General features: G+C 53.0%; 14 protein-coding genes. 6 read left to right on the top strand and 8 right to left on the bottom strand.

From position 1 onward, the window contains the following. Positions 1–295: 295 nt before the first annotated feature. From MKX42_RS21725 to MKX42_RS21715, 3 genes are all read left to right on the top strand, one after another. Complete coding sequence (locus MKX42_RS21725) at positions 296–1,471, top strand: glycoside hydrolase family 27 protein (RefSeq protein ID WP_340754515.1); 1,176 nt, start codon at positions 296–298, stop codon at positions 1,469–1,471. 22 nt (positions 1,472–1,493) lie between these two features. Then, positions 1,494–1,697: a hypothetical protein gene (locus MKX42_RS21720; RefSeq protein WP_340754513.1), complete on the top strand. Its 204-nt coding sequence runs from the start codon at positions 1,494–1,496 to the stop codon at positions 1,695–1,697. Positions 1,698–1,870: 173 nt separating this feature from the next. After that, positions 1,871–2,698, top strand: a complete 828-nt coding sequence (locus MKX42_RS21715; protein ID WP_340754511.1) for an AraC family transcriptional regulator — start codon at positions 1,871–1,873, stop codon at positions 2,696–2,698. Here the strand turns inward: MKX42_RS21715 and MKX42_RS21710 are convergent. From MKX42_RS21710 to MKX42_RS21690, 5 genes are read right to left on the bottom strand one after another with little or no spacing between them, the layout of a single operon-like run. Beyond that, entirely contained in the window at positions 2,695–4,281 is a 1,587-nt protein-coding gene (locus MKX42_RS21710; protein ID WP_340754509.1) for a response regulator, read from the bottom strand. The genes MKX42_RS21715 and MKX42_RS21710 overlap by 4 nt on opposite strands. Next, positions 4,259–6,019 (bottom strand): sensor histidine kinase, encoded by a 1,761-nt coding sequence (locus tag MKX42_RS21705; protein WP_340754508.1) that lies wholly within the window; start codon positions 6,017–6,019, stop codon positions 4,259–4,261. Before MKX42_RS21705 ends, MKX42_RS21710 begins: the two co-directional genes overlap by 23 nt. Before the next feature lie 31 nt (positions 6,020–6,050). Next, positions 6,051–6,920, bottom strand: coding sequence for a carbohydrate ABC transporter permease (locus MKX42_RS21700; protein WP_036724892.1), 870 nt, complete (start codon positions 6,918–6,920; stop codon positions 6,051–6,053). A 19-nt stretch (positions 6,921–6,939) separates the two neighbouring features. Next, the gene (locus MKX42_RS21695; RefSeq protein ID WP_051477977.1) at positions 6,940–7,851 is read right to left on the bottom strand and encodes an ABC transporter permease; all 912 of its coding nucleotides are present in this window, start codon (positions 7,849–7,851) and stop codon (positions 6,940–6,942) included. 39 nt (positions 7,852–7,890) lie between these two features. Next, positions 7,891–9,537 carry an extracellular solute-binding protein gene (locus MKX42_RS21690; RefSeq protein WP_340754507.1) on the bottom strand — a complete coding sequence of 549 codons (1,647 nt, stop codon included), beginning with the start codon at positions 9,535–9,537 and terminating at the stop codon, positions 7,891–7,893. Positions 9,538–9,750: 213 nt separating this feature from the next. On the opposite strand from MKX42_RS21690, the gene MKX42_RS21685 reads away from it, so the two are divergent. Together MKX42_RS21685 and MKX42_RS21680 are read left to right on the top strand one after the other, a co-directional pair. Next, on the top strand, positions 9,751–11,766 hold the full coding sequence (locus tag MKX42_RS21685) for a beta-galactosidase (RefSeq protein WP_340754505.1): 2,016 nt from the start codon (positions 9,751–9,753) through the stop codon (positions 11,764–11,766). Between the two features lie 25 nt (positions 11,767–11,791). Then, complete coding sequence (locus MKX42_RS21680; protein WP_340754503.1) at positions 11,792–13,213, top strand: alpha-L-fucosidase; 1,422 nt, start codon at positions 11,792–11,794, stop codon at positions 13,211–13,213. Positions 13,214–13,550: 337 nt separating this feature from the next. Here the strand turns inward: MKX42_RS21680 and MKX42_RS21675 are convergent, their stop codons facing one another. The 3 genes from MKX42_RS21675 to MKX42_RS21665 all read right to left on the bottom strand — a co-directional run bounded on the left by MKX42_RS21675 (position 13,551) and on the right by MKX42_RS21665 (position 20,062). Then, positions 13,551–14,030 carry a YbaK/EbsC family protein gene (locus MKX42_RS21675; protein ID WP_340754501.1) on the bottom strand — a complete coding sequence of 160 codons (480 nt, stop codon included), beginning with the start codon at positions 14,028–14,030 and terminating at the stop codon, positions 13,551–13,553. Between the two features lie 54 nt (positions 14,031–14,084). Continuing rightward, positions 14,085–14,642 (bottom strand): helix-turn-helix domain-containing protein, encoded by a 558-nt coding sequence (locus MKX42_RS21670; protein WP_340754500.1) that lies wholly within the window; start codon positions 14,640–14,642, stop codon positions 14,085–14,087. 197 nt (positions 14,643–14,839) lie between these two features. Continuing rightward, on the bottom strand, positions 14,840–20,062 hold the full coding sequence (locus MKX42_RS21665) for an S-layer homology domain-containing protein (protein ID WP_340754499.1): 5,223 nt from the start codon (positions 20,060–20,062) through the stop codon (positions 14,840–14,842). A gap of 447 nt (positions 20,063–20,509) precedes the next feature. Between MKX42_RS21665 and MKX42_RS21660 the strand changes: the two genes are divergently transcribed. Next, positions 20,510–22,330, top strand: coding sequence for a sensor histidine kinase (locus tag MKX42_RS21660; RefSeq protein ID WP_340754498.1), 1,821 nt, complete (start codon positions 20,510–20,512; stop codon positions 22,328–22,330).

Below are 22,330 nucleotides of genomic sequence, written 5' to 3'. Positions count from 1 at the left end.
TTACTGATGAATGGAAGGCTTCTCCTACAGCAACGGTTGGAAAAACAACACTTACTCCCGCCCACTCCCGTCGAAATTGCTGCATATGCGCCCACAAGCATCACAATCCGCATAAAACAAACCAAGATCTTTACACCTTCGACTCTCTCACTCATTATATAAGAAAAGCAACATTCATCCATATGAAAGCAACGTCAAGCTATAGATTACAAGGGGCGGATGTGTTTAAATACATAAATAATACAGCATTTTCCCAGGGATCAATTCCTGTCATAATGCGAAAGGATGAATACGAATGATGGACAAACAGCAACAGCTCGGCTTAACGCCGCCGATGGGATGGAATTCATGGAATACTTTTACTTGGGATATCAATGAGCAATTGATCCGGGAAGCGGCTGATACGCTGGTGGCGGACGGTTATAAGGATGCAGGGTACGAATACATTGTCATTGACGACTGCTGGAGCCTGAAGGAACGGGACAAGGATGGCAAGCTGGTGGCTGACCCGGACAAATTCCCGAACGGAATGAAGGCGGTTGCAGATTATATTCACTCCAAGGGACTGAAGTTCGGGATGTACTCTTGTGTGGGAACGCATACCTGCGCAGGTTATCCGGGCAGCTTCGAGCACGAATTCCAGGATGCCGCATCGCTGGCGGAATGGGGTGTAGACTTCCTGAAGTATGACTACTGCTTCAAACCCAGACATATGTCGGGGGAGCTGCTGTATAAGCGGATGAGTCTCGCACTTAAGAACTGCGGAAGAGATATTCTTTTCTCCGCATGTAACTGGGGTGAAGATAACGTCTACCAGTGGATTCGTGAATCCGGCGCGCATATGTACCGTTCCACCGGCGATATCCAAGACAGCTGGGAATCGATCAAGACGCTGGCGCTGTCACAGCTTGATAAAGCCGCCTACACCGGGGCCTACTGCCATAACGATCTGGATATGCTGGTAGTCGGCATGTACGGGGGCAGCAACAGCGACTTCATCGGCAGCCAGATCGGCGGCTGCACGGATGTGGAGTACAAGACGCACTTCTCGCTGTGGAGCCTGCTGGGCTCTCCGCTGATGATCGGCAGTGACATCCGCAAGGCGAATGAAGCTACCAAGAACATTCTGCTGAACCCGGATCTGATTGCCATCAACCAGGATATCGAGGGCCGCGGAGCTTACCGCATTAAGCCTGAGCCGCAGTGGTTCCATACTAATGAAGTATTCATGCTGGTCAAAGTGCTGGCGGATGGTGACCTCGCGATCGGATTCTTCAATCTGAGTGATGGTCAAAGAGAGATGTCGCTGCAATTCTGGGATTTCGGGCTTCCATATGCCTCCGGCAAATCGCTGTCGCTGTATGACTGCTGGGAGCAGAAGGAGCTTGGGGTGTTCAGAGAACGGTTCGCTCCGGTCGTTCCGGCCCATGATTGTCTGATCGTGCGGGCGAAATTGGTCTCATTGGTCTAGAGATAAGAAAGAAGAGAAGCGTATGAGCATGAGCAGAACCTGCAGACAATGCGGCGTCCCCTTAATGACCGATGATGTGGCGATTTACCTGAAGCTGGTCACGCGCAATGCCCAGGATTTCCTGTGCATCGACTGTCTTGGCGAGCAGCTGAAATGCGGCCGTGAGCCGATTGAGAAGCTGATCAAGTACTTCAGGGAATCGGGGAAATGTGTGCTGTTCCGTTAGTTGTACCCTTGCATGACCCTCTATTGGCAGACACCGGAAGACAGCAGCGGACAGACTGCTGCGGACCGCGTGCTTGCCGGTAGGGGGTTTTTGGCATATAGAGCAGGATGACTGAACTCAGGAACATCAGGTATAATTCAATTACTATATAATAAAATGAAAGTTGTGATGGAATGGAACACTACATGAAGCAGATGTTCGTCACCTCCCTGGACCGTTCGCTGCCCCTGTTCATCGAGACGATGGGGTGGAATGAATGGCAGGAGGAGTTCAGCCGTCCGCAGGGCTATCACTGTTACCATTGGCTGCAGACGACCGGAGGGGAAGGACAATTCCAAATCTCGGATACAACTGTCACTCTTGCGTCCAATCAGGGTATTCTGCTGCCGCCCCAGGCTCCACACCGCTATGTAACCCGCTCACACCCTTGGTCCACCTGGTACATTACCTTTAACGGGAACCTTGCTCCCTTCATTGTATCTTCTCTTGGCTTACCGACTTCCACAGTAATTGGCTGGGAACCCGGATCACGGCTGTCTGCTCTGCATAAGAGAAGCCGGAATCTGGCGAGACAGAGCTTCGATTTCAACGGGATGGACGGCTCCGCTTTTGTATACCGTTTTCTGATGGACCTCAAAAGATACGGGCAGGTGGACAATCAGCGCTCCTTCTCCCAATATACGGAACGAATGCTGCCCTTCATCCGTTTTCTGGAAGAGAATTATGCCGACCCGGCCTTCGGCCTCGCGCAATTGTCGGAGTATGCCGGCATCAGCTCACAGCGGCTGAACTACCTGTTCAAGAGAACCACAGGAATGAGTCCGTATCAATACCTGATCCACCTGCGGGTCCAGAAGGCCAAGGAGTACCTGATCAACGACAAAAAGCTCACCGTCAAGGCGATTGCCTCTTTGGTGGGCTTTTTGGACAGCAGTCATTTCGTGTACACGTTCCGCAAAATCGAAGCCATGACTCCCCAGAATTACCGGGATCTCAATTAGAGAAGCGTGCTCTCCCTGAACTCCTGGGGTGTGACGCCAAAATGCTCCTTGAAGACCTTGATGAAATACGTGGGGTTCTTATATCCCAGACGGTTCGCTATTTCATAAACTCTGTATTTACTGTCCTTCAGCAAGAATACAGCCTTCTCCATCCGCAGACGCAGCAGGTAATCGGACAGGTTCTCTCCCGTCTCCCGCTTGAAGACCTTGGATACATGGGTTGGGTGCATATATACATATTCGGCGATAGCCTGAAGGGAGACATCCTCCGACAGATGCTCCTGTACGAATTGATGAATCTGTGCGACAACGGAGTGACGGGAGGCGGACAGCTCGGTGTTCATCTCATGCTGAAGTCTGTCCAGCAAGCCCGTTGCCCAGTACTCCAGTTCTCCGATGCTCCTGATATCAAGCGGCGTATGCAGGCGGTAGTCTGTCAGCAGACCGCCGTTCTTATGCACAAAGTAGGAGAACGCGGACTTCAAGGCGTAAACAATCTCCGATAAATGCTCATGCGAGCCGCTATACTTCGTGCCCCATTCCAGCAACACCTCCTGGAGCTTCTCTCTTGCCGCCTCCCAGTTCCCGGCCTCAAGCAGATGCGGAAACAAGGGAGGCGAGTAGAGGGAAGCGACCACCAGGGAGGCCGGTTTGATATGATGACCGCCGAGCTGAACGACGAAGTCGTTGTCGTAGCCGATCTGCGAGCGGACCGTGGCTACGCAGCGCTGATACAGCTCCTCCACACTGGCCGGAAAGGTGCCGGAAGGGGAGAGAATGACCGAGACCGTGAGATGCAGCAACCGGCTGACAATCTGCCTCATCTCATCCGCGGTCTGTTCCAGTTGACGGCCGCTTGCGTCCCCGCCGCCGTTCACAATGAACAGAAGATGGCCGTATACATCCTCGCAGCTCCAGCTTTTGAAGTGCTGGGACACCAGCTCCTCCACGATATTGGTAACAGCGAAGCCCGGAAGCGACATATCGGACGGATCGTAGCGCTTCTGCGGGTCCTCGATGCGGATCAGAATCAGGGAGATCGTATCGCCTAATCCGATTGGAAGGCCGTATAACTGGAGCTGCTCTGTCAATTTGCGTTCAGTCCACATGCGTCCCTGGATCAGATGGTTCAGCAGGTTGGAGCGCAGGATAGGCAGATTGCGGTGAACCATTGCCTGCGACTGCACGTAGGCAGTCATCTGCTCCCGTTCTGCCTGCAGCGCACGGGCCGCATCAGAGACGGCAGCTAGCAACTCCTCATCCTTCACAGGCTTGAGGAAATAATGTGCCGCCTTAGCTTTCAGCCCTTGCTGAGCATATTCAAATTCGGCATGGCCGGTAAGCAGAATACTAACTGTCCTCGGCCACTTCTGCTTGACTGCCCGGATCAGCTCAATGCCGTTCATGCCGGGCATACGGACATCGGTCACCACAATGTCTGCGGCGTTCTTGTCCATCTGCTCCATAGCCTGCTTGCCGGAATAGGCAGAGAATACGCTGGTAATGCCAGCCGTCTCCCAGGCAATGCTTGCGGTCATGCTCTCCACTAAGTGCTCTTCATCATCCACGATTAACAGCTTCATTCTCCACCGCCTTCTCTGTCCAGTACAGCTCTACCCGCAGTCCCGAGTCCGCATTGACCGACAGCCTCATCCCTGAATCCGCCCCGTACCGGAGCTGGAGCCGCCGGTGCACATTCAGCAGGCCGCAGGCTTCCGGCCGTTCTCCATACCGGTTCGCAAGCAGCTGCTGAAGCTCCTGAAGCCGGCCAGTGGTCATAGTACCGCCGTTGTCGTCAACTATCAACGAATATCCGCTGCCGTCCAGGCTCCCGCTAATCGTTATCCTCCCGGGGCCCTCCAGGGCTTCAATCCCGTGAATCAGCGCATTCTCGACGATCGGCTGGAGAATCAGCCGGGGCACTTCAAGGTCCCGCATGAGGTCCGCCACCTCGATGCTGTAGCGGATGCGGCTCATCCGCATCCGGTGGATGCTGAGGTAATCGGCAGCGTTCTTCAGCTCATCCGCCAGCCTCACTGCCTGATTCTCCAACCGGGTCGTATAGCGGTAGTAATCGGACAGGTGATAGGCCATTTGCAGCACGGCATCCTTCCGTTCCAGCTTGGTCATGCTGATCACGTAGGACAGGCTGTTATACAGAAAATGGGGATTAATCTGTGACTGCAGCTGCTTCAGCTCAGCTTCATGCGTGAGCAGCAGCTGCTCCAGCACATTCTCGATCAGCTGCTGAATTTGCGCCGACATTTCATTGAATCTGGATACAATGAGCCGGAATTCGTTATTTGCCTGAAGCGGAATTCTGGTCTTGTATTGTCCCATCTTGATGAGCTGAACCCCTCTGACCAGAGCGCGCAGCGGGACCTGAACATTCCGGTATAGCAGCCACGATAAGGCAATACCCACGATAAGGATCAGTCCGAGGACAAGATAGGCGAACCGGTTGGTTACCCTAAGTGGCGTCAGAATTTCGGATAAAGGCACAATGTTGACCACATACCCGTCCAGCACCTGCACATCGGAATAGGATAGAAGGTAGGAAATTCCGCTGACATCCAGAGTAATATTGCCCTCATGCGTCAGCTGCGTCCGCTTTAAGGCGGATACAGCCTCCTGGAGAAGCTCAGGCGGGCAAGAGGGCGTGGATAAGAAGATGTCATCAGGTTTATAAAAAAGCGCTTCCCCGATTCCCTGTGATTGAAACTGCTCCAGCATCCGGATCACATGGTTCATGTGAAAGCTGATTTCGATGATCGAATTGGCTCTGGCGATGCCGCTGCTGGACTGGTAGGGTTCAAAGGTCAAGTGGATGACCGTGCCCTGTTTATCTCCGTGATCGTCATCCATAATGAAATTCCAGTTGTCCTTGCTCAGCCGCTGAAGACGCTCCAGATCATAGGAGGTTCCGTTGACCGTAGATATGGTCTGCCCTGAACGCGGCGAATAGACCGTGATTTCATTGATCCATTCCGTCGAGGCGCTTTGCAGATACAGCTTATCCTGAATGAGCTTTTTGCGGCTGATTTGTTCGTAGTAGCTGGAGTTCAGCAGGGACAGATCCTGAAATTCAATGACGTTCGGATCACGGATCAGGAGGTAGGTGAAGGTCTCCAGCTGCGTAATAATACTGTCCAGTTGTGTGGCTAAGGTAGATAGCCTGCTGATGCCCGACTGTTTGATCTGGCTGGTGATGACATTCTCATTGACTCTGCTCGAATACACCGACAAGATCAGAACAGGCAGCAATAATAACACCAGCGAGCCGACCAGCTTGGAGAAGAGACTACGTTCCTTGTTGCCCATCTGCTTCTGACTCCTAAGTTTTGTGCTCATCTTATTCTTTAACCGCGCCCATCGTCAACCCTTGTACGAAGAACCTCTGCAGGAACGGATAGACGAGCAGGATCGGCAATGCTCCTATCAGGATTTGCGCAGAACGCACCGTGCGTTCCGACAGAATTTTCAGCTGACTGGGGTCAATGTTCGTGTTGCGCATGTCGCCGCTCTGAATGATCGTCTGCAGAAATGTCGCCAGCGGATACTGCCGGTAATCAGTCATATAGATCAGCCCGTCAAACCATGAGTTCCAATGCCAGACCATCGAGAACAAGGATAAGGTGGCCAGGGAGGGAAGCGACAAGGGAAGATAGATCGTGATCAGAGACCTCAGATAACCCGCCCCGTCAATGCTTGCCGCCTCCTCCAGCTCTTTGGGAATGGCGCGGAAGAATTGCATCATCAGAATGGTATTGAACACGTTCACCGCAGACGGCAGAATCAGTACCCACAGTGTGTTGGTTAAATGAAGCTGCGTGATCAGCAGATAGGTTGGAATCAGGCCGCCGTTGAACAGCATGGTGAAGACAAAGAACCAGGAGTAGAAGCTTCTGCCGTAAAATGAACGCGACAGGGTATAAGCGGCGGTAACGGTCAACGCCATAGACAGCAGGGTTCCGGCGAGCGTTCTTTCCACAGATAGAATTAGGGAACGCAGAAACAAGGGATTCGTAAGTGTTCTGGAGTAGGCTTCAGCCGTGAATCCGACCGGCCAGAAAAACACCTGATTAGCCGTAGCCGCCGCACTGGAACTGAAGGATACGGCCGCAACATGCACAAGGGGAAGGATACATAATACGGCCAGAACTGCAAGAAGCGCAGTGTTGAGCACTGTAAACCAGCGGTAAGAAATTGTTTTCCGATACATAGATTCCGCCTGCCTTTACTCAAAAGATGCGATAATTTCCGAACCGGTAGGCCAGCCGGTAAGCCGTAACGATCAGGATGAAGCTGATGACCGATTTGAATAAGCCGACGGCGGTCGCGAAGCTGAAAGAGCCGTTCATGAGACCTACCCTATATACAAAGGTATCTATAATATCCCCTTCCCGGTAGACCAGCGGATTGTACAGGTTGAAGATCTGGTCGAAGCCTGCATTGAGGATATTGCCCAGCGCGAGCGTGCCCACAACCAGGATAACGGGAACCAGCGCCGGCAAGGTGACATGGAGCGTCTGCTTGAACCGGCCTGCGCCGTCGATCTCGGCGGCTTCATACAGCGACATATTGATGCCGCTCATGGCGGCGAGATAGATAATTGCGGCGAAGCCGAACTCCTTCCAGACATCACTGACCACTACGGTGATCCGAAACCAGGTTCCATCTCCAAGGAAAAATACAGTATCGGCGCCAAGGAGCGTCAGCAGGTGATTGACAATTCCTTTGTTGCCGAGGATATCTGTCAGAATCCCTCCCAGAATCACCCAGGACAGGAAATGCGGGAGATACACGAGTGTCTGCACGAACCGTTTGAACAGCAGCGCGCGAACCTCATTCAGCAGCAAGGCAAAGAGGATCGGAACTATAATGTTGGCCGTGATCTTGAGCGAAGCGATAAGCAGGGTGTTATAGATGACCTGCACGCTGTCAGGATAAGTAAACATATATTGAAAATGCTCGAAGCCAACCCAGGGTGAATGCAGGAACCCAAGCCGTGGCTTGAAGTCCTGAAAAGCCATCAAAAGCCCCGCCATAGGCGCATAATTGAAGATCAGCAGACAGATTACAGATGGCAGTATGAGCAAATGAAGAGGTAGCTGGCGAGTAAATCGCGTCTTGCTCTTCTTCCATTCCATCATCCGGACAACTCCTCTATAGGTTCATTTGGCAAAAGTCTTCTAATGGTTAAGCGCCTGATACCACTCGTTCACCTCTTTGGTCATATCATCTCCGCCGGAGGACTTCCATTTCTCCACGAAGCTGTCGAACGAATCCGGCGATTCTTGCCCGTAAATAATTTTCAGGAAAGCTTCACTTTCCATTTTGCGGAGCAGCTCTCCCTTCTGGGCCATGGTTGCTGTCGGAGGGCCGGTATATTTATCGAATACGGAAGCTTCGTCGATGTAAGTCTGCAGTACGGCAGCAGCCTCTGCCCATTTCTTCGGTCTGGCCGAGAAATACATTTCGTAAGGGGTTTCGGGTGTTTTGCCCTGGCCGAGCTTGGCCATGACCTCCAGCTCCTTTTTGGGCGTCTGAATGTCGTTGCCGTAGATGGTGTATTTCTTCACATCAATCCATCCGCCCGGGATTTTGTCCTGGTCATAGACCGGTTTGCCGTCCTCGATGACATAGTCGTAGCCCTCGGCCCAGCCGTTAGCCAGTTCGGAGGAAGGATCGTAGAAGCCGGGTCCCATGATGGCGTCCAGATAGTTGAAGAAGGCCTCCATATATTTGAAATCCTTGTTGAAATAGAAGCGGACGGAGGATTGCGGTTCACTGCCAAAGCCCATTTTTCCGTCAATGCCTGCAGGAATGGGAACCGGTACATAATCAAAGGTCATATCCGCACTGAACGGATAGGAAGCCATCCAGGTCGGGCCGAAGACCATGCCGGATTTGCCCTGAACAAAGCTCTCCGCCGCCTTGGCTTCATCCATGATCCCGGCGTCTTTATCCAGATAGCCTTTGCTCATCCATTCGCTAAGCTTGATCAGGCCCTCCTTGACTGTAGGCTGAACAGAGCCGTACTGAAGCTTGCCGTCCGGCCCCTCTGTCCAGTAAGTAGGGATAGCAGATTGTCCGAACAGGAAATCGCTGGATACCATGAAGGTGTCCTTCACGGCCGTGACGCCTTTTTTGAGCGACAGGGATAATCCGAGGGTATCCTTGATCCCATTGCCGTCAGGGTCGCGGTTGACGAACGCATCCATTACAGCTTCCATATCCGCGATAGTCTTGGGCGCCTTCAGGCCTAAGGTATCCAGCCAATCCTGGCGAATCCAGAGCACGCTGAAAGAGCTGTTGGCGTTGAAGGTGGGCAGGCCGTAATGCTTGCCGTCATAAGTAACCGTATTCCATATTTCGGGGTACTGGGCGTACAGATCCTTAAGCCGCTGCGAAGCGTACTTGTCAAAAGCCTCGTCGATATCCATCACCTTGCCGGAATCGACGACCTGATTCTCAAGCGTCGGATCGTTCAGGGTGAAGACATCCGGCAGCTTTTCATTGGAGTTAAGCAGAAGGCGGAGCTTGGTCGTGTAAGCATCTCCGGTTCCTACGGTCCAATCTACCTTAAAGTCAATGCCGAACTTCTCCTTGGCCCATTTGGTGTGGACATTATTTTCGATGGTCTCCCCATTCTTGAATTTGTTGTCGGAGCCGACTACACGGCCTAAGGTAATCGTAGCTGCTTGTTGCCCGGTATTTCCCTGATCTCCCTGTGCAGCCTGACCCGGATCGGATGCCGCACTGCAGCCGGCAACAGCTGTCATCAGGACTCCGGCCACAAGGGCGATAGACGCCTGCTTCGCAAACTTTATCTTCATGTATTGACCTCCCTGTATGTGATGCTGTTTAGTATATCGCCCATGGGACCCAGGGATAAATAACAATATTGCGAGATTCATGCAAATATATTGGCCGTTCTATTTTACTTTCATTTTATTATATGAATTAATTCATTTATTATATTTCATAATATCAAGGCAGCATTTAATATAGTTTGTGTATTTTACTATTTTTATATGGCGGTGATTAGATTGTTGTATGCAGGAGCGAATTACCATCCGCATGACTGGTCCAGGGAGAGATGGGCACAAGATATTGAATGGATGCGGGCAGCATCCTTTAGCGTTGTCCGGCTGGGGCATTTGTGCTGGGACAGCTTTGAGCCCTCTGAAGGCAACTTTACGTTTGAATGGTTCGATGAAGTCATGGATCTGTTTCACGAGGCGGGTATACAGGTCGTGCTGGATATCGCAACCCGCCCGGCTCCGACATGGCTCCACAAGAAGTATCCGGCGATTGACCGGACCGATACAAACGGCATCCGTATGGAAGCGCAAACACGCTATATGGAGGATATCGGCCACCCGGCCTTCCAGGAATACGCGTATAAGTTCGCCGAGACACTGGTATGTAAATACCAGAATCATCCGGCCCTGTATGCCTTCGGACTGTGCAATGAACTGGGCTCGGGAGCGCCTTCCTATTCCAGAGAGGCCAGAGACCGCTTTGAAGCTTGGCTGAAAGACAAGTACGGCACGGTAGACCAGTTGAACCGGGCATGGACTACCCAGCGCTGGTCGCGCAAATTGAGCAGCTTCCACGATGTCGTGCTTCCAGTCTCCGGCCAGATTCAAGGCGCGCCGGAACGGGTGCTGGACATGTGGCGATTTTATTCCGATGAAGTCTTGGCTTATATGCAGGGTCTGAGCCGGATTGTCAGGCAGTTCGCGCCTGAAGCCAGGGAATCGACGAATCACTGGTCAGAGAATCCCGGCTATGGGTTCGATTATCTGAAGCAATATGAGGAGATCATTGATCTCCCCGGTATCGGGTTCTACCCCGGCACCAATCCCGAGGACAGACGGGCCTTGACCGCCGCTTGCTTCTTCATGGATCACCGCATTGGCGAGCTTGACCAGCCCATCTGGTGCCTTGAATTCCAGACTGGCGACTTCGGAGGCTACGCTTCCCCGCGCCTGGCCATGAGAATGTATGCCTATCTCTCGCTTGTCCACAGGGCTCAGGCTGTCTGCGCATGGACCTGGCGGACGATGCTGGGCGGTGAGGAGCAATATGTATTCGGTCTGGTGGATCATGACGGCACGCCGGGCTGGAAGTATGAGGAGTTCAAACAAATCGCGGAGGAATTCAAGCTGCTGCAGGAACGCGGGCTTCCCAGACAGACCTCTCCGCAGATTGCCATCGCCTACTCGTACGAGAGCCTGAAGGTGATGGACGGCAACCGGAGCTACTACAAAACCGATTATACCCGGCAAGTCCTGGAGGCCTATGAGGCTCTGGAGCGGGCCAATCTGGACTGTAATATTGTGAATCTGCGCAGTCTGCGCAAGGATTACAAGCTTCTGATCGTGCCGGGACATGCCGTCATGGATGCAGCCTCAGCGGCCGCCATTCGCACCTTCGTTGAGGCAGGAGGCACCGCTGTGATGACGGCGTATGCTGCGAAGGTCAATGAGCATAACCGCGCGTTCGATACCCCGATGCCCGGCGGGCTAAGCGATGTCTTCGGCATCCGCAGCGGAGCCTTCATGAGAACCAGAAGCCATACGCCTTCGGAGAATGCCGGAGGTCTTGAGAAGACAGAGCTTCATCTGGAACGGGAAAAGCCGGCTATTCTCCTCGGGGAGCAGGAATGTCAGCCTGAGATAAGCTATTACGAGATACTGGAAGCCCGCACGGCAGAGACTGTGGCTTCGTTCACGAATACACTCGAGAAGTCGCCCGCAGTCACGCGGAACCGTTATGGCAAGGGAGAGGCGATCTATGTCGCGATACCGGCAGATGCCGATTTTCTAAGTCTGCTTCTCGATAGGCTGTACCCGGCGCTTGGCATCCAGAAAGGTCCGGTTACCCCTTCAGGCGTGGTCGCACGCAGCCTGGAAGACGGCTCTTTACTCTGTGTGAACACCACCGGTATAGAGCAGACGATACAGCTGGAGAGGGAGGCATCCGGGCTGCTGTCCGGCAGCCGCTTCGCGGATTCGCTGACTTTGGGCGCTTATGAGGTAGAGCTGGTAACTTACTAAACTACTATCAAAGGGGAGCATAGGGATGAATGATAATATCAGAAACGCAGCGCAAGTAGTACCTTCTCCACGGCAGCTGGCCTGGCAGGAGCTGGAATTCTATTCATTTATACATTTTGGCGTCAATACGTTCACCGATAAGGAATGGGGGCTCGGCGACGAAGCACCGGCGATCTTCAATCCCGAAGAGTTTGATGCCAAACAGTGGGTGGAGGTGTGTAAATCGGCGGGAATGAGAGGCCTGATCCTGACCTGCAAGCATCATGACGGGTTCTGTCTCTGGCCCAGCAGCCATACCGGTCATTCCGTGAAGCACAGTCCATGGCGTGATGGCCAAGGCGATATGGTACAGGAGGTAGCGGATGCCTGCCGTGAGGGAGGACTGAAATTCGGGGTGTACTTGTCTCCGTGGGACCGCCATGACGGACGGTACGGGACTTCGGAGTATAACGAATATCTCAAGGATCAATTACGTGAGCTGTTAACCGGGTACGGAGACATCTTCTGCGTCTGGTTCGACGGTGCATGTGGTGAAGGCCCGAATGGCTTGAAGCAGGTCTATGACTGGGACGGATATTATGAGGTGATCCGGGAGCTGCAGCCGGGCGCGGTGATCTCCGTATGCGGTCCGGACGTCCGCTGGTGCGGCAATGAGGCCGGCCATACCCGTGAGTCCGAGTGGAGTGTCGTTCCGGCAGAGCTGCAGGATTGCGAGAAAATCCAGGAAGAGTCGCAGCATGTGGACGACGGCGAATTCGCCAGACGCAGCAACTCCCGCGATGAGAATCTGGGCAGCCGGGAAGCCATCGCCGGGAAGGAGCTCGTCTGGTATCCGGCGGAAGTGAATACCTCGATCCGGCCCGGCTGGTTCTACCACGCTGCTGAGGACGACCAGGTCCGCAGCCTCGAAGAGCTGCTGGACATCTATGATAAGTCGGTTGGCGGCAACTCGACGTTCCTCCTCAATCTTCCGCCCGACAAGCGCGGTCTCATTCATGAGAACGATGCCCGGCGAATGGCCGAACTGGGAGAGGTAATCCGGTCCACCTTCGAGTATAATCTGGCTGCGGGAGCTCAGGCTACCGCAACGGAGACGGCGGGAGAGGCCAATGCGGCCGGCCGGGTACTGGACGGGAACAGAGATACATTCTGGTGCCCCAAGGAAGGAACGGAGCAGGCTTCCATTGAGCTTGACCTGAATGTGGAGCAGTCCTTCGATACTATCGTGCTTAAAGAGCATATTCAGTCGGGCCAGCGGATAGAGCAGCTTCATCTGGAGTATCTGGACGGGGATTCCTGGAAAAAATTCAGTGAATGTACAATTGTCGGACATAAGCGCATTCTCAAATTCCTGGAGGTTACGGCACGGCATATACGCCTCACCATTGATCAATCACGCTGGTGCCCGACACTGTCTGGGTTTGAAGTGTACCTTAGCAAGGTGTAGTAAGCCGAAACAGCAGGGGGTGTCCCATAAGCCATGTAATGGCTGCTTGGGACGCCCCTTTATTTAGGATTTGTTGTTCCTTATTTTTTGTAACAGTCGATCTAAAATGAAACCAACAAGATACCAGAAAGCTAATGTTGTGAGATAGATTACTGCTATTGGAATGTCTGTTTTTCGTACAATCGGAATGATTTCATTAAACGTATTAGTTTCATTAATCGCACCTCCAATTCACTTATGAGAGCGTCCCCATGGATGAAAACTTGGCTAAGATAGCTGTAGAAGCGAAATGAGCTGCAGTGCCTTGCTATGCGCTTAGATACCAAGGAAACCAGTTTTATGTGCAATCATTCCATCCTTTACATACATCAATCCACTCTGAATAACTAGAGTATTGTTCTAATTGTTTTATTGTAAGTTCAATAGCACTGTTGCTACTCCCGCAAGCTGGATAGATTGTCTCAAAACGTTTTAAAGAGATGTCTAGATAAACAGAAACATCGTTTTTAATAGCAAATGGACAAACACCTCCAATTGCATGACCAACCCTATCAATGGCTTCATCAGGAGAAAGCATTTTTGCTTTTGTTTTGAAATACTCTTTGAATTTTTTGTTATCCACTTGTGCATCACCGGCGGCAACTACTAAAACAGCTTGTCCATTTACCATAAAAGAAAGTGTTTTTGCGATTCTCTCTGGCTCACAACCTAATGCAGATGCAGCCAAATCCACGGTTGCACTAGATACTTCAAATTCTTTAATCTGAGAATCCATACCATATTGCTTGAAAAAATCTTTTACTTTTTCAATTGCCATAATCATCACACCTCATTTTTAAATATTTTTCAGAAGATTATAGATGAAACCTGCCTATGCTCTTGGGTAAAAAATCATGTTGTAAATAACACATGGTTCTTGATAGGGATTATTGTAGGAATGAGAAACATTAGCCCGAAAGCGGAGTGCTTGCTTTTCTTTTAGAACAATTTTTTTATTGTTGACTACCATTTCTAACATACCTTGCTCCACAAAAACATATTCTTCCACACCATCAAGGTGCTTTTTAGATGGATGCTGGCATCCGGGATCAAATTCGATATAGAATATTTCAACGTTACGGGTAGGGTCAAAAGGAAAAACAGGAAAGGCTCTCATTTTCCCATCCTCTTCGAGGATAGCGTTTTTGGACAGTGTATCAACCACACTACACTCCTCTTCTAGCTCTTCCAATAATAAAGATAAAGGAACTTTTAAGCCCACTGCGATTTTCCAAAGAGTTGTAATAGTTGGTGAAGACTGCCCTCTTTCAATTTGTCCAAGCATGGGCTTACTTACATCGGTAAGTTTAGAAACATCTTCAAGTGTAAGATTTCTAGTTGCTCGTATTTCTTTTAACCGTTCTCCAATAGCTAATACTGGCGATTGCACTGCATCACTCCTGACGTATGTCATAACATTTTATAATATATTATAACATACAAGCTAGTGCCGAGGAATAAATTACTTGCAGCAGCATGAGCTTCGCCTAAAACAAGCCTCCATAAACCAAAAACAGCAGAGCAGCGATTCTCCTGTTATTGGAGAATCGCTGCTCTGCTTGATTTTTATGGTGTCGATAGCATAGCTTAGTTCATTAATTCCGCTTGCATCAGCAAGCGGAGGATGACGGTTGCCGCTTCCGCACGGGTTGCGGATTGACCCGGCTGGAATTGCCCCGCCGGTGTCCCGGTGATCAGGCCGGCCTGCACCGCCTTGGCGACATCCTGCTTCGCCCAGCCCGCGATCTTTTCGGCATCTTTGAACGCTGCGGGTTGCTCCTCTGAAGCTGGGAGCGGAGAGCCGGCAAGGGCCATCGCCTTAACCAGAATAACAGTCATCTCCTGGCGTGTGATGATGTCGTTTGGCCGGAAGGTATTGTCCGTTCCGCCCTGCACCAGACCCAGATCTGCGGCTGTTCCGACGCTTCCGGTGTACCACACGCCGGAGGCGATATCCTTGAACGCAACATCTGCCGAACTAGAGGAGGAGTAGCCCAGCGCACGAACCATCATCGCAGCGAATTCCGCGCGGGTAGTGGTAGCGTCCGGTGCGAACCTGCTGTCTGTTAAGCCGGTCAGGATGTACTTGGAGGCCAGCTTTTCGACGGATGCCTTTGCCCAGTGCCCCTTGATATCCGCGAATGTCTTGTTGCTTGAAATCACTGCAAACGTGCCGTTGCTCGGACTATAGAACGTGACACCGGTGCCGTTGAAGACCGCCGGGACGAAGGTGAAGCTTCCGTCCTTCCCGATCCGGACCACGGTCGTATTCCGGCTGTCTGCCGGACTGTCGAGCTGCAGGGTGCCCCGGGAATAGCTGCCCTTGAACCCTGGAATCTCGATTGTGCGTCCGTTGGCTTCAGCCGTTACCGTGTATTCAATGGCAGGGCTGATTAATTTGCCCTGGGCTGCCAGAACAGCCTGAAGGATCTCTTGCTGCCGCTGTTCCGGCAGGACCGTCATACTGACCTTAAGCTTCCAATCCCCGGTTCCCAATTGCTGTCCCCAAGCTGCGGTATCAACCGCTTTTACAGGGAAGTGGAAGGTGCCGAGCGTAGACGAGACGGTGATCTGGTCTGCCGCTTTTACTTTCTGCGCATCCAGTGTGGCTGTAGCAGTAGTTCCTGTAACCTCTGCTTCAACGGTCAAATGGCCGCTGCCGCTTGGTGCTTCCGGCTGAACAGGGGTGACCGAACCAACGGAAGTGCCACCGCCGTTGCCACTTCCGCCGTTATTGCCGCCGCCAGGATCGCCGCCGCCGTTATTGCCGCCGCCAGGATCACCGCCGCCGTTATTGCCGCCGCCGGGATCACCGCCGCCGTTATTGCCGCCGCCAGGATCGCCGCCGCCGTTGTTGCCGCCGCCAGGATCACCGCCGCCGTTATTGCCGCCGCCAGGATCACCGCCGCCGTTATTGCCGCCGCCAGGATCACCGCCGCCGTCAGTCGCAAGCGTATGCCGCGCATAAATATCGAACCGGTCGAACGCAGGCGCGTATTGGCGCGGAACCGCCGTGTAAGGAGTGAAGCCTTGTGCCCCGGTTCCTCCATAAGGATTGGAGCCGCCGTCATACGTATTATTGTTGGAGAAACGGATGCTGTTGGTGCCTGCTTTCAGTTCAACATCAAAGGTCTGTGTGGCGAACTGCTGCCATGAGATGGTGTTCTTGAAAAAGACGGTCTGCGGCTCGCCGCCGTTAACGCTTACTTGCGCATACCGTTCAACAACGTCATTGTTGTAGGCATGTGTCCCCGCACTTTCACCGTTCGCGTAGGTAACAACCAGTTTATAAGTGCCTGCTTTGGACACCGTGATGTCCTTAAGCTCCAGATACCGCTCTGCTCCGTCGAAGGAGGTGATACCGTTCACATATTTGCCGCCGGAAGCGTATTTGGCAAAGGCATCCTCACGGATGAGCGGCAGCTCGGAGCCGGCCGGAGTACCTACGACCGTTGCCGCCTCTGCCTCAACGGAATATACAGAAGTCTGGCTGACGAAGGCTGCGTTAATATAATCGAGACTAAGCGCAGCGCTGGAACGAACATCAACCAGGTTGATGCCTGTGCGTAAGAAGGTTGGTACTGTAGCAGTCTGCCATTGTCCGCCGGTATTGGTAACAGGCAGATCCACGAGCGGCTTGCGGTCATGTTGAATTTGAATTTTGCCCGCGCCAGATGCGGCATAGCGGATCTGCAGATCATACATGCCGTCTTGCAGCACACTTACCACAAAGCGGGTATTGGCGTCCTGGCTGCTGCCGTAACCGGTCACATATCCGGCTCCCTCGAAGCCTTCAAGGCTGCTCTCTCTCGACAACCCCAGCGCAGGGTCGTAGTCGGCGAATTCCGCCTGCACACGGTAGTTGGGGTGTGCGCCCGGTAAGCCGCTATACGTTAGTTCGATTGCGTCAAGGGTGGATTCGCCCTGGCCTGCTTCTCCCGTATCCGGGTTGTATTTGCTGATGCCGATGGAATGTGTCCCTTGCGTCAGATCGGCAAAGATCGTATTGCCTCCCAGCAGCTGCATGTTGTAATCCGCACGCAGAACCAACTTCGTTGCCGGCTGATCGTCAATCTTGATGAACCATTCGGAATTGATGCGCTGATTCGCATCTCCGGTATTGGACTGATTGCGCAGGGTGGAGGTTGCGCCGCTGCCGCCAATCAGATCCAGACGGTAGCTCCCGTCTGCCGGAACCGTAACATCGGTCCACTTCACCAGGCTGTCCGCAGCCTTGATGCCTTGGACGTACTGGCCGTTCGAGGCGGAGCGTCCGGTACTCTTGCGCGGATAGTGATCCGTCAGGGTCACATTGGTCCGCACCTGCGCATTCTCAGCCTCGAAGCGCTTATAGAAAGTCTCCTTCGGGGCATGATCTACAGCCGGAGTAATGACTGCATAATACGCCGAGGTGTAATCGTTCAGGTTGACATCCAGTGTGACCGAGCCGTTCTTGACGGGATAATCACGGTCCAGGATCTGGGTAGGCTCTACGAGAAATCCGGTCAAGCCCGTATATCCAGCATGCCATACGGTGATATGCACCGCTTCTGCTTCTGTGAGGAAGGAGGGGCTGTTCCCATTGCCGGTCACGTTGTTGAACACGATCTGGCCGTCTCCTTGTGTGCCTCCGAACGCGATACTGACCTGCTTTTTGTTGTCTTGAATGGAGCTTAGCCCGTACAAGCCGGGGCCGAAGGCGTCCTTCTCATGTCTCGCGTTGATGACCTCAATCTTGGCCATGTCGCCGCCCATCATATCGGCATACCACTTGTAGAGCCACCATGCCCCATTAGGCTCGTTCTGCCCGGCGAGCAGGGACCCGTAGGAGTTGGCCGTGTTCCAATACGGCAGCATGCTGTTCATTTTCAGCTCATCATAACGTGCGATGTAATGAATCAGCGAGCCGCCTACGGCAATCTCCGAGGTAGCGGCATACTCGTTGATGTCCACCTTGATCGGGAAGGGAACCGTCCGGTCCGGGTACAGCTCTTTATAGCGCTGCACGGACCCTGCTTCCACGGTCCGGAAGGTGGCTACGTTCGAGGGAGCCTGGTTGAAGGCTTTGTCCCACAGCATATGCCAGCTGATAATGTCCGGCAGACAGTCATTCTCTACGCAGTAGGGAATGAAATCCTCGAATACCTTGGCTCCGTACTGGGTTAGATTCACTCCCGAAATGACTGCACCGGGGTCAATCTCCTTGATTTTCTTCGTTACCGCCAGCCAGTCGCTGTTGAATACGGCTCTTGAATTCTTGCCTGTCTGATTATCCGCCAGCAGCTGGGGATAACGGGTATTGTTCTGCTCAGGCTCATTGAACGGGATATAGATGAATCTGGCATCCGCATCCCGCCCCGGATTCGCGGCCTCCCATTGCTGCTTGTAGGCCTTGACAGCTGTTGTAATCGGAATGACGGCTTCCTGAATATATTCGTCAGCCGTTCTGGACGGATAGTACCAATGCTGATAATAATCCTGCATGACAATATTGACAGCTTCCCCGCCGGCCTCGAAGAAATAGTCCGACACCCGTAGCGCGTCACCAGTCGGGTGCTGGATGCCGTTCGGCGGCTTCTGGGAGATATGCGAGGGCTTGATCGGAATGAGTGTATTGATATCCGGCACATTCGGCTCGCTGATCGCATACAGTGCGCCGGAAGAGCCATGGAATACAGGTCCGAGCGAGCGGTCTGCCAGATCAACCGAGATTTTGGCCGGCTTGGCTGAAGTGTTCTCTTCATGCTTCGTCGCCGCATAGAGTGCGCTTACCTGAGCGGCATTTAACTGGATATTGTAGATCCGCAGATCGTCGAATTTCCCCTTGATATCTCCATCCGAGGTATAGAGCGATCTGCCGAAATCATTGAATTTCAGGGCGTTCAGATAATCACGCGAGAAGAAATGCTCCAGAACGGAGGGCATGGTCGCTCCTGATGAGCTTTTGCTCTGATCCAGACCTTTGATGCCAACAGGAACACCGTCCAGGTATACCTCGTAGGCCCCGCTGCTGGTCATAGTGACGGTCACCTGCTGCCACTTGCCCTTGGCCGGGTTACGGTTCCAGACGATATCGCCTTTGTAGCTGGCAATCTGACTTGGATTCGTGCCGGTATAGATCCGGTTGCTGAACGTGCCGTCCCCGGCGATGATAATGAACTCGGAGTCCTGCCAGCCGCTTACCCCGGCATTGCTCAGCCCCTTCCCGGCAATTGTGGAGGACAGCAGACGGTTATAGGCGTTAGCCGAAGAGTCGATGTTGGCCCAAAAGGAGATGGACAGTTCATCCTTGATCCTGCTGTAGAGCTGATCCGGCAGCTTCAGCCAGGCGGTACCGTTCCCGCCGCCGGGTAAAGAGAGGACATCTCCGCGCTGGTCGTCATAGACAATGGCAGCTACTCCCTTAAGCTCGGCGCGTTCAGCGGCCGCATCGGGGTAGACGCTGTTTACCACCGAGGTGCGGTCAAGCACCTGCCCGGAGCGGAAGCTCCACTGGAACAGCGGGGCCGCCTCAGCAGCGGTCTTCAGCTGGAGCTGATCCGGCACAGTCTCCTGAACAGGAGCAGCCTCCGGCATTGCAGCAGCATCCGCCACCGCAGCAGCCTCCGGCTCCGCCGGGGAAGCAGGCACTTCATCGGAATCAGGTGCCGTAACCGGATTGGTCAGTAACTCCGAATCAGTCACCCATACAGAATCTTCCACAGGAACCGGGTCTGCGGACGGAGCTGTGGAAGCGCTTGCCAAACTGGAGGGCAGGAGAGTCAGAATTGCCAGTATAGATATCAGTGAACGCTTAAGATATAGCCTCAATAGATACTCACCTCTTTTGTTTTTTGGGGATACCTGTCCTAATAGAACGGTCTGCGCACTTGAAACAATTCTCTATTCACTAACACTTATCTCCACTATCTCCGCATAGGCACCGCAACCTCCCTGTCATGGCTGTTCGCTTCACCGAGAATGTTAAGTGAATGACCCTTACTATAAAATCAAGCTTTTTTACTGTTTTTGTTCCTTTCTTTACGTCTCTGGGTTACTGCCTGGAGCGGGCAGACAGAGAAGCTGAGGCGGGAGCCGTAGAATCCTGCCAGCCCTTTCCCCGTAATCCCCCTACATGTAAAAAAGGGAACAAAAAGAGTAAAAAAAAGACATGCAGAGCAGGGTGGCGGGAAAGCAGCCGGGAGTCTATCATTAAAGGTATTCTACAAAGGTATTCTACAAAGGTATTCCACCAACTCTGCCGCCGGAGGTTATGACTTGAAAGCGCCCTTCACCTTGAAGCCCAGCCGCCATTTTGTGAGCGTGAAGAACAAGATGCTGTTCTTTTTCCTGCTGGCCATTCTGATTCCGGTTGTGATTCTGTCCGCTAACTCCTATATCTCCTCCCAGCAGATGCTTGAACGTAAATATACGGATCTGCTGGCCGATGTGACGAGACAGTCGAATATCCGCATCGAGGAATTCCTGGGGGACACGAAGCAGATTTCGCTCATCGCAAGCTACGGGATTAACAGCTACATCTCAGCGGTCTCGCAGGAGAACTACCCGGTGCAGAACTATCTGCACGACAGCTCCGTGACGAACGAACTGCAGGCCACGCAATTGCTGATGAATTACATCACTATGAAGGACCGCGCCATCTCTATCTATGTCTACAATCTGGTGAACGGCAGCGACCTCTATGTGGCCCCGAACAAGCCTGTCGACTATACGTACAACCCCCGCAAGGAGGACTGGTTCACCGAATTCCTGCGTTCTGACGATATTACGCGCGATTTGCCGACCCGGCTGGACCTGCAGACCAAGGCGGACAGCAATTGGACGATCTATAATCTGCGCAAAATCTTCGATATGGAGAACGGCAAGCTGATCGGCGTCATGGCGGTAAGTGTAGACATAGATTTCATCAACCGGCTGAACAAGCGGATGGAGGCAGGCAACCGTTCGGCCTTCACCGTTACCGATGACAGCGGCATGATTATATTCAACAACAATTATAACCTGATCGGCAAGCCGTTCAGGACACTTTTCCCGGTCCGCGAGGAAGAACTTGCCGCAGGTTCAGGCAGGCAGATTGTCCGTGTATCCGGCAAGGACTATATTCTGATCCAGTCGCCATTTGAGGAACATAACTGGAAGACTTATATGTATATGCCCGTGGAAGAGCTCGCGGTGGAAGGCGACATCCTGAAGCGGAATCTGTGGACGATTGCTGTCGTGCTTATCCTGTTCGCCCTGGCCAGCTCGGTGTACATGTCGAATCTGATCACCCGGCCGATCAAGCAGCTGATCCGCAATATGACGCTGGTGGAGCAAGGGAAATTCGATAATCTCCCGGCGGTCCGCTCGAATGATGAGATCGGTGTCATGGCCAGCCGGTTCGAGCAGATGTCCGCTGAACTCAAGCAGCTGGTGGAGCGGATCTACGTGGAGCAGGAGCAGAAGGTCGAGGCTGAAATTCGCGCGTTGCAGGCCCAGATCAGTCCGCATTTCCTGTATAATACGCTGAATTCAGTCAAATGGATCGCCACCATGCAGCAGTCGGAGAAGATTGTTGAGATGACCGGGGCGCTGATCTCCATGCTCCGTTATACCGCCAAGACGGACAACCGGCTGGTGCCGATCCGTGAGGAGCTGGAGCACATCGGCCATTATATAGTCATTCAGAAGGTGCGGTATTTCAACCGGATCGAGTTCCATTCGGAAGTGGAGGAGACGCTTGCGGAGCAGGAGATTCCGAAGCTGAGCATCCAGCCGCTGGTCGAGAATGCGATCTTCCACGGAATTGCCGACCAGGAGGACGGGCTGCTGTCTATCGAGGTCCGGCGGGCCGGGAATGCGGAACTCACCGTTACGGTCAGAGACAACGGTGCGGGCATGAGCGCTGAGGCGGCAGCGAAGCTGCGCAGCAGACTGGGCGGTGCAGAGGACAGCGGCGGCATCGGCGTTACCAATGTGCATCAGCGGATACGCCGGTTATACGGCGAGCCGTACGGGGTATCGTTCGAGAGCATTCCGGGGCAAGGTGCGGTATTCGTGATCACAATTCCCATTCGGGACAGGAAGGGGGCTTATTGA

Source organism: Paenibacillus sp. FSL R7-0204 (assembly GCF_038002225.1).
Taxonomy (GTDB): Bacteria; Bacillota; Bacilli; order Paenibacillales; family Paenibacillaceae; genus Paenibacillus_AQ.
Note: the sequence above shows the minus strand (reverse complement) of the source record. Positions and strands in the feature narration are given on the sequence as shown.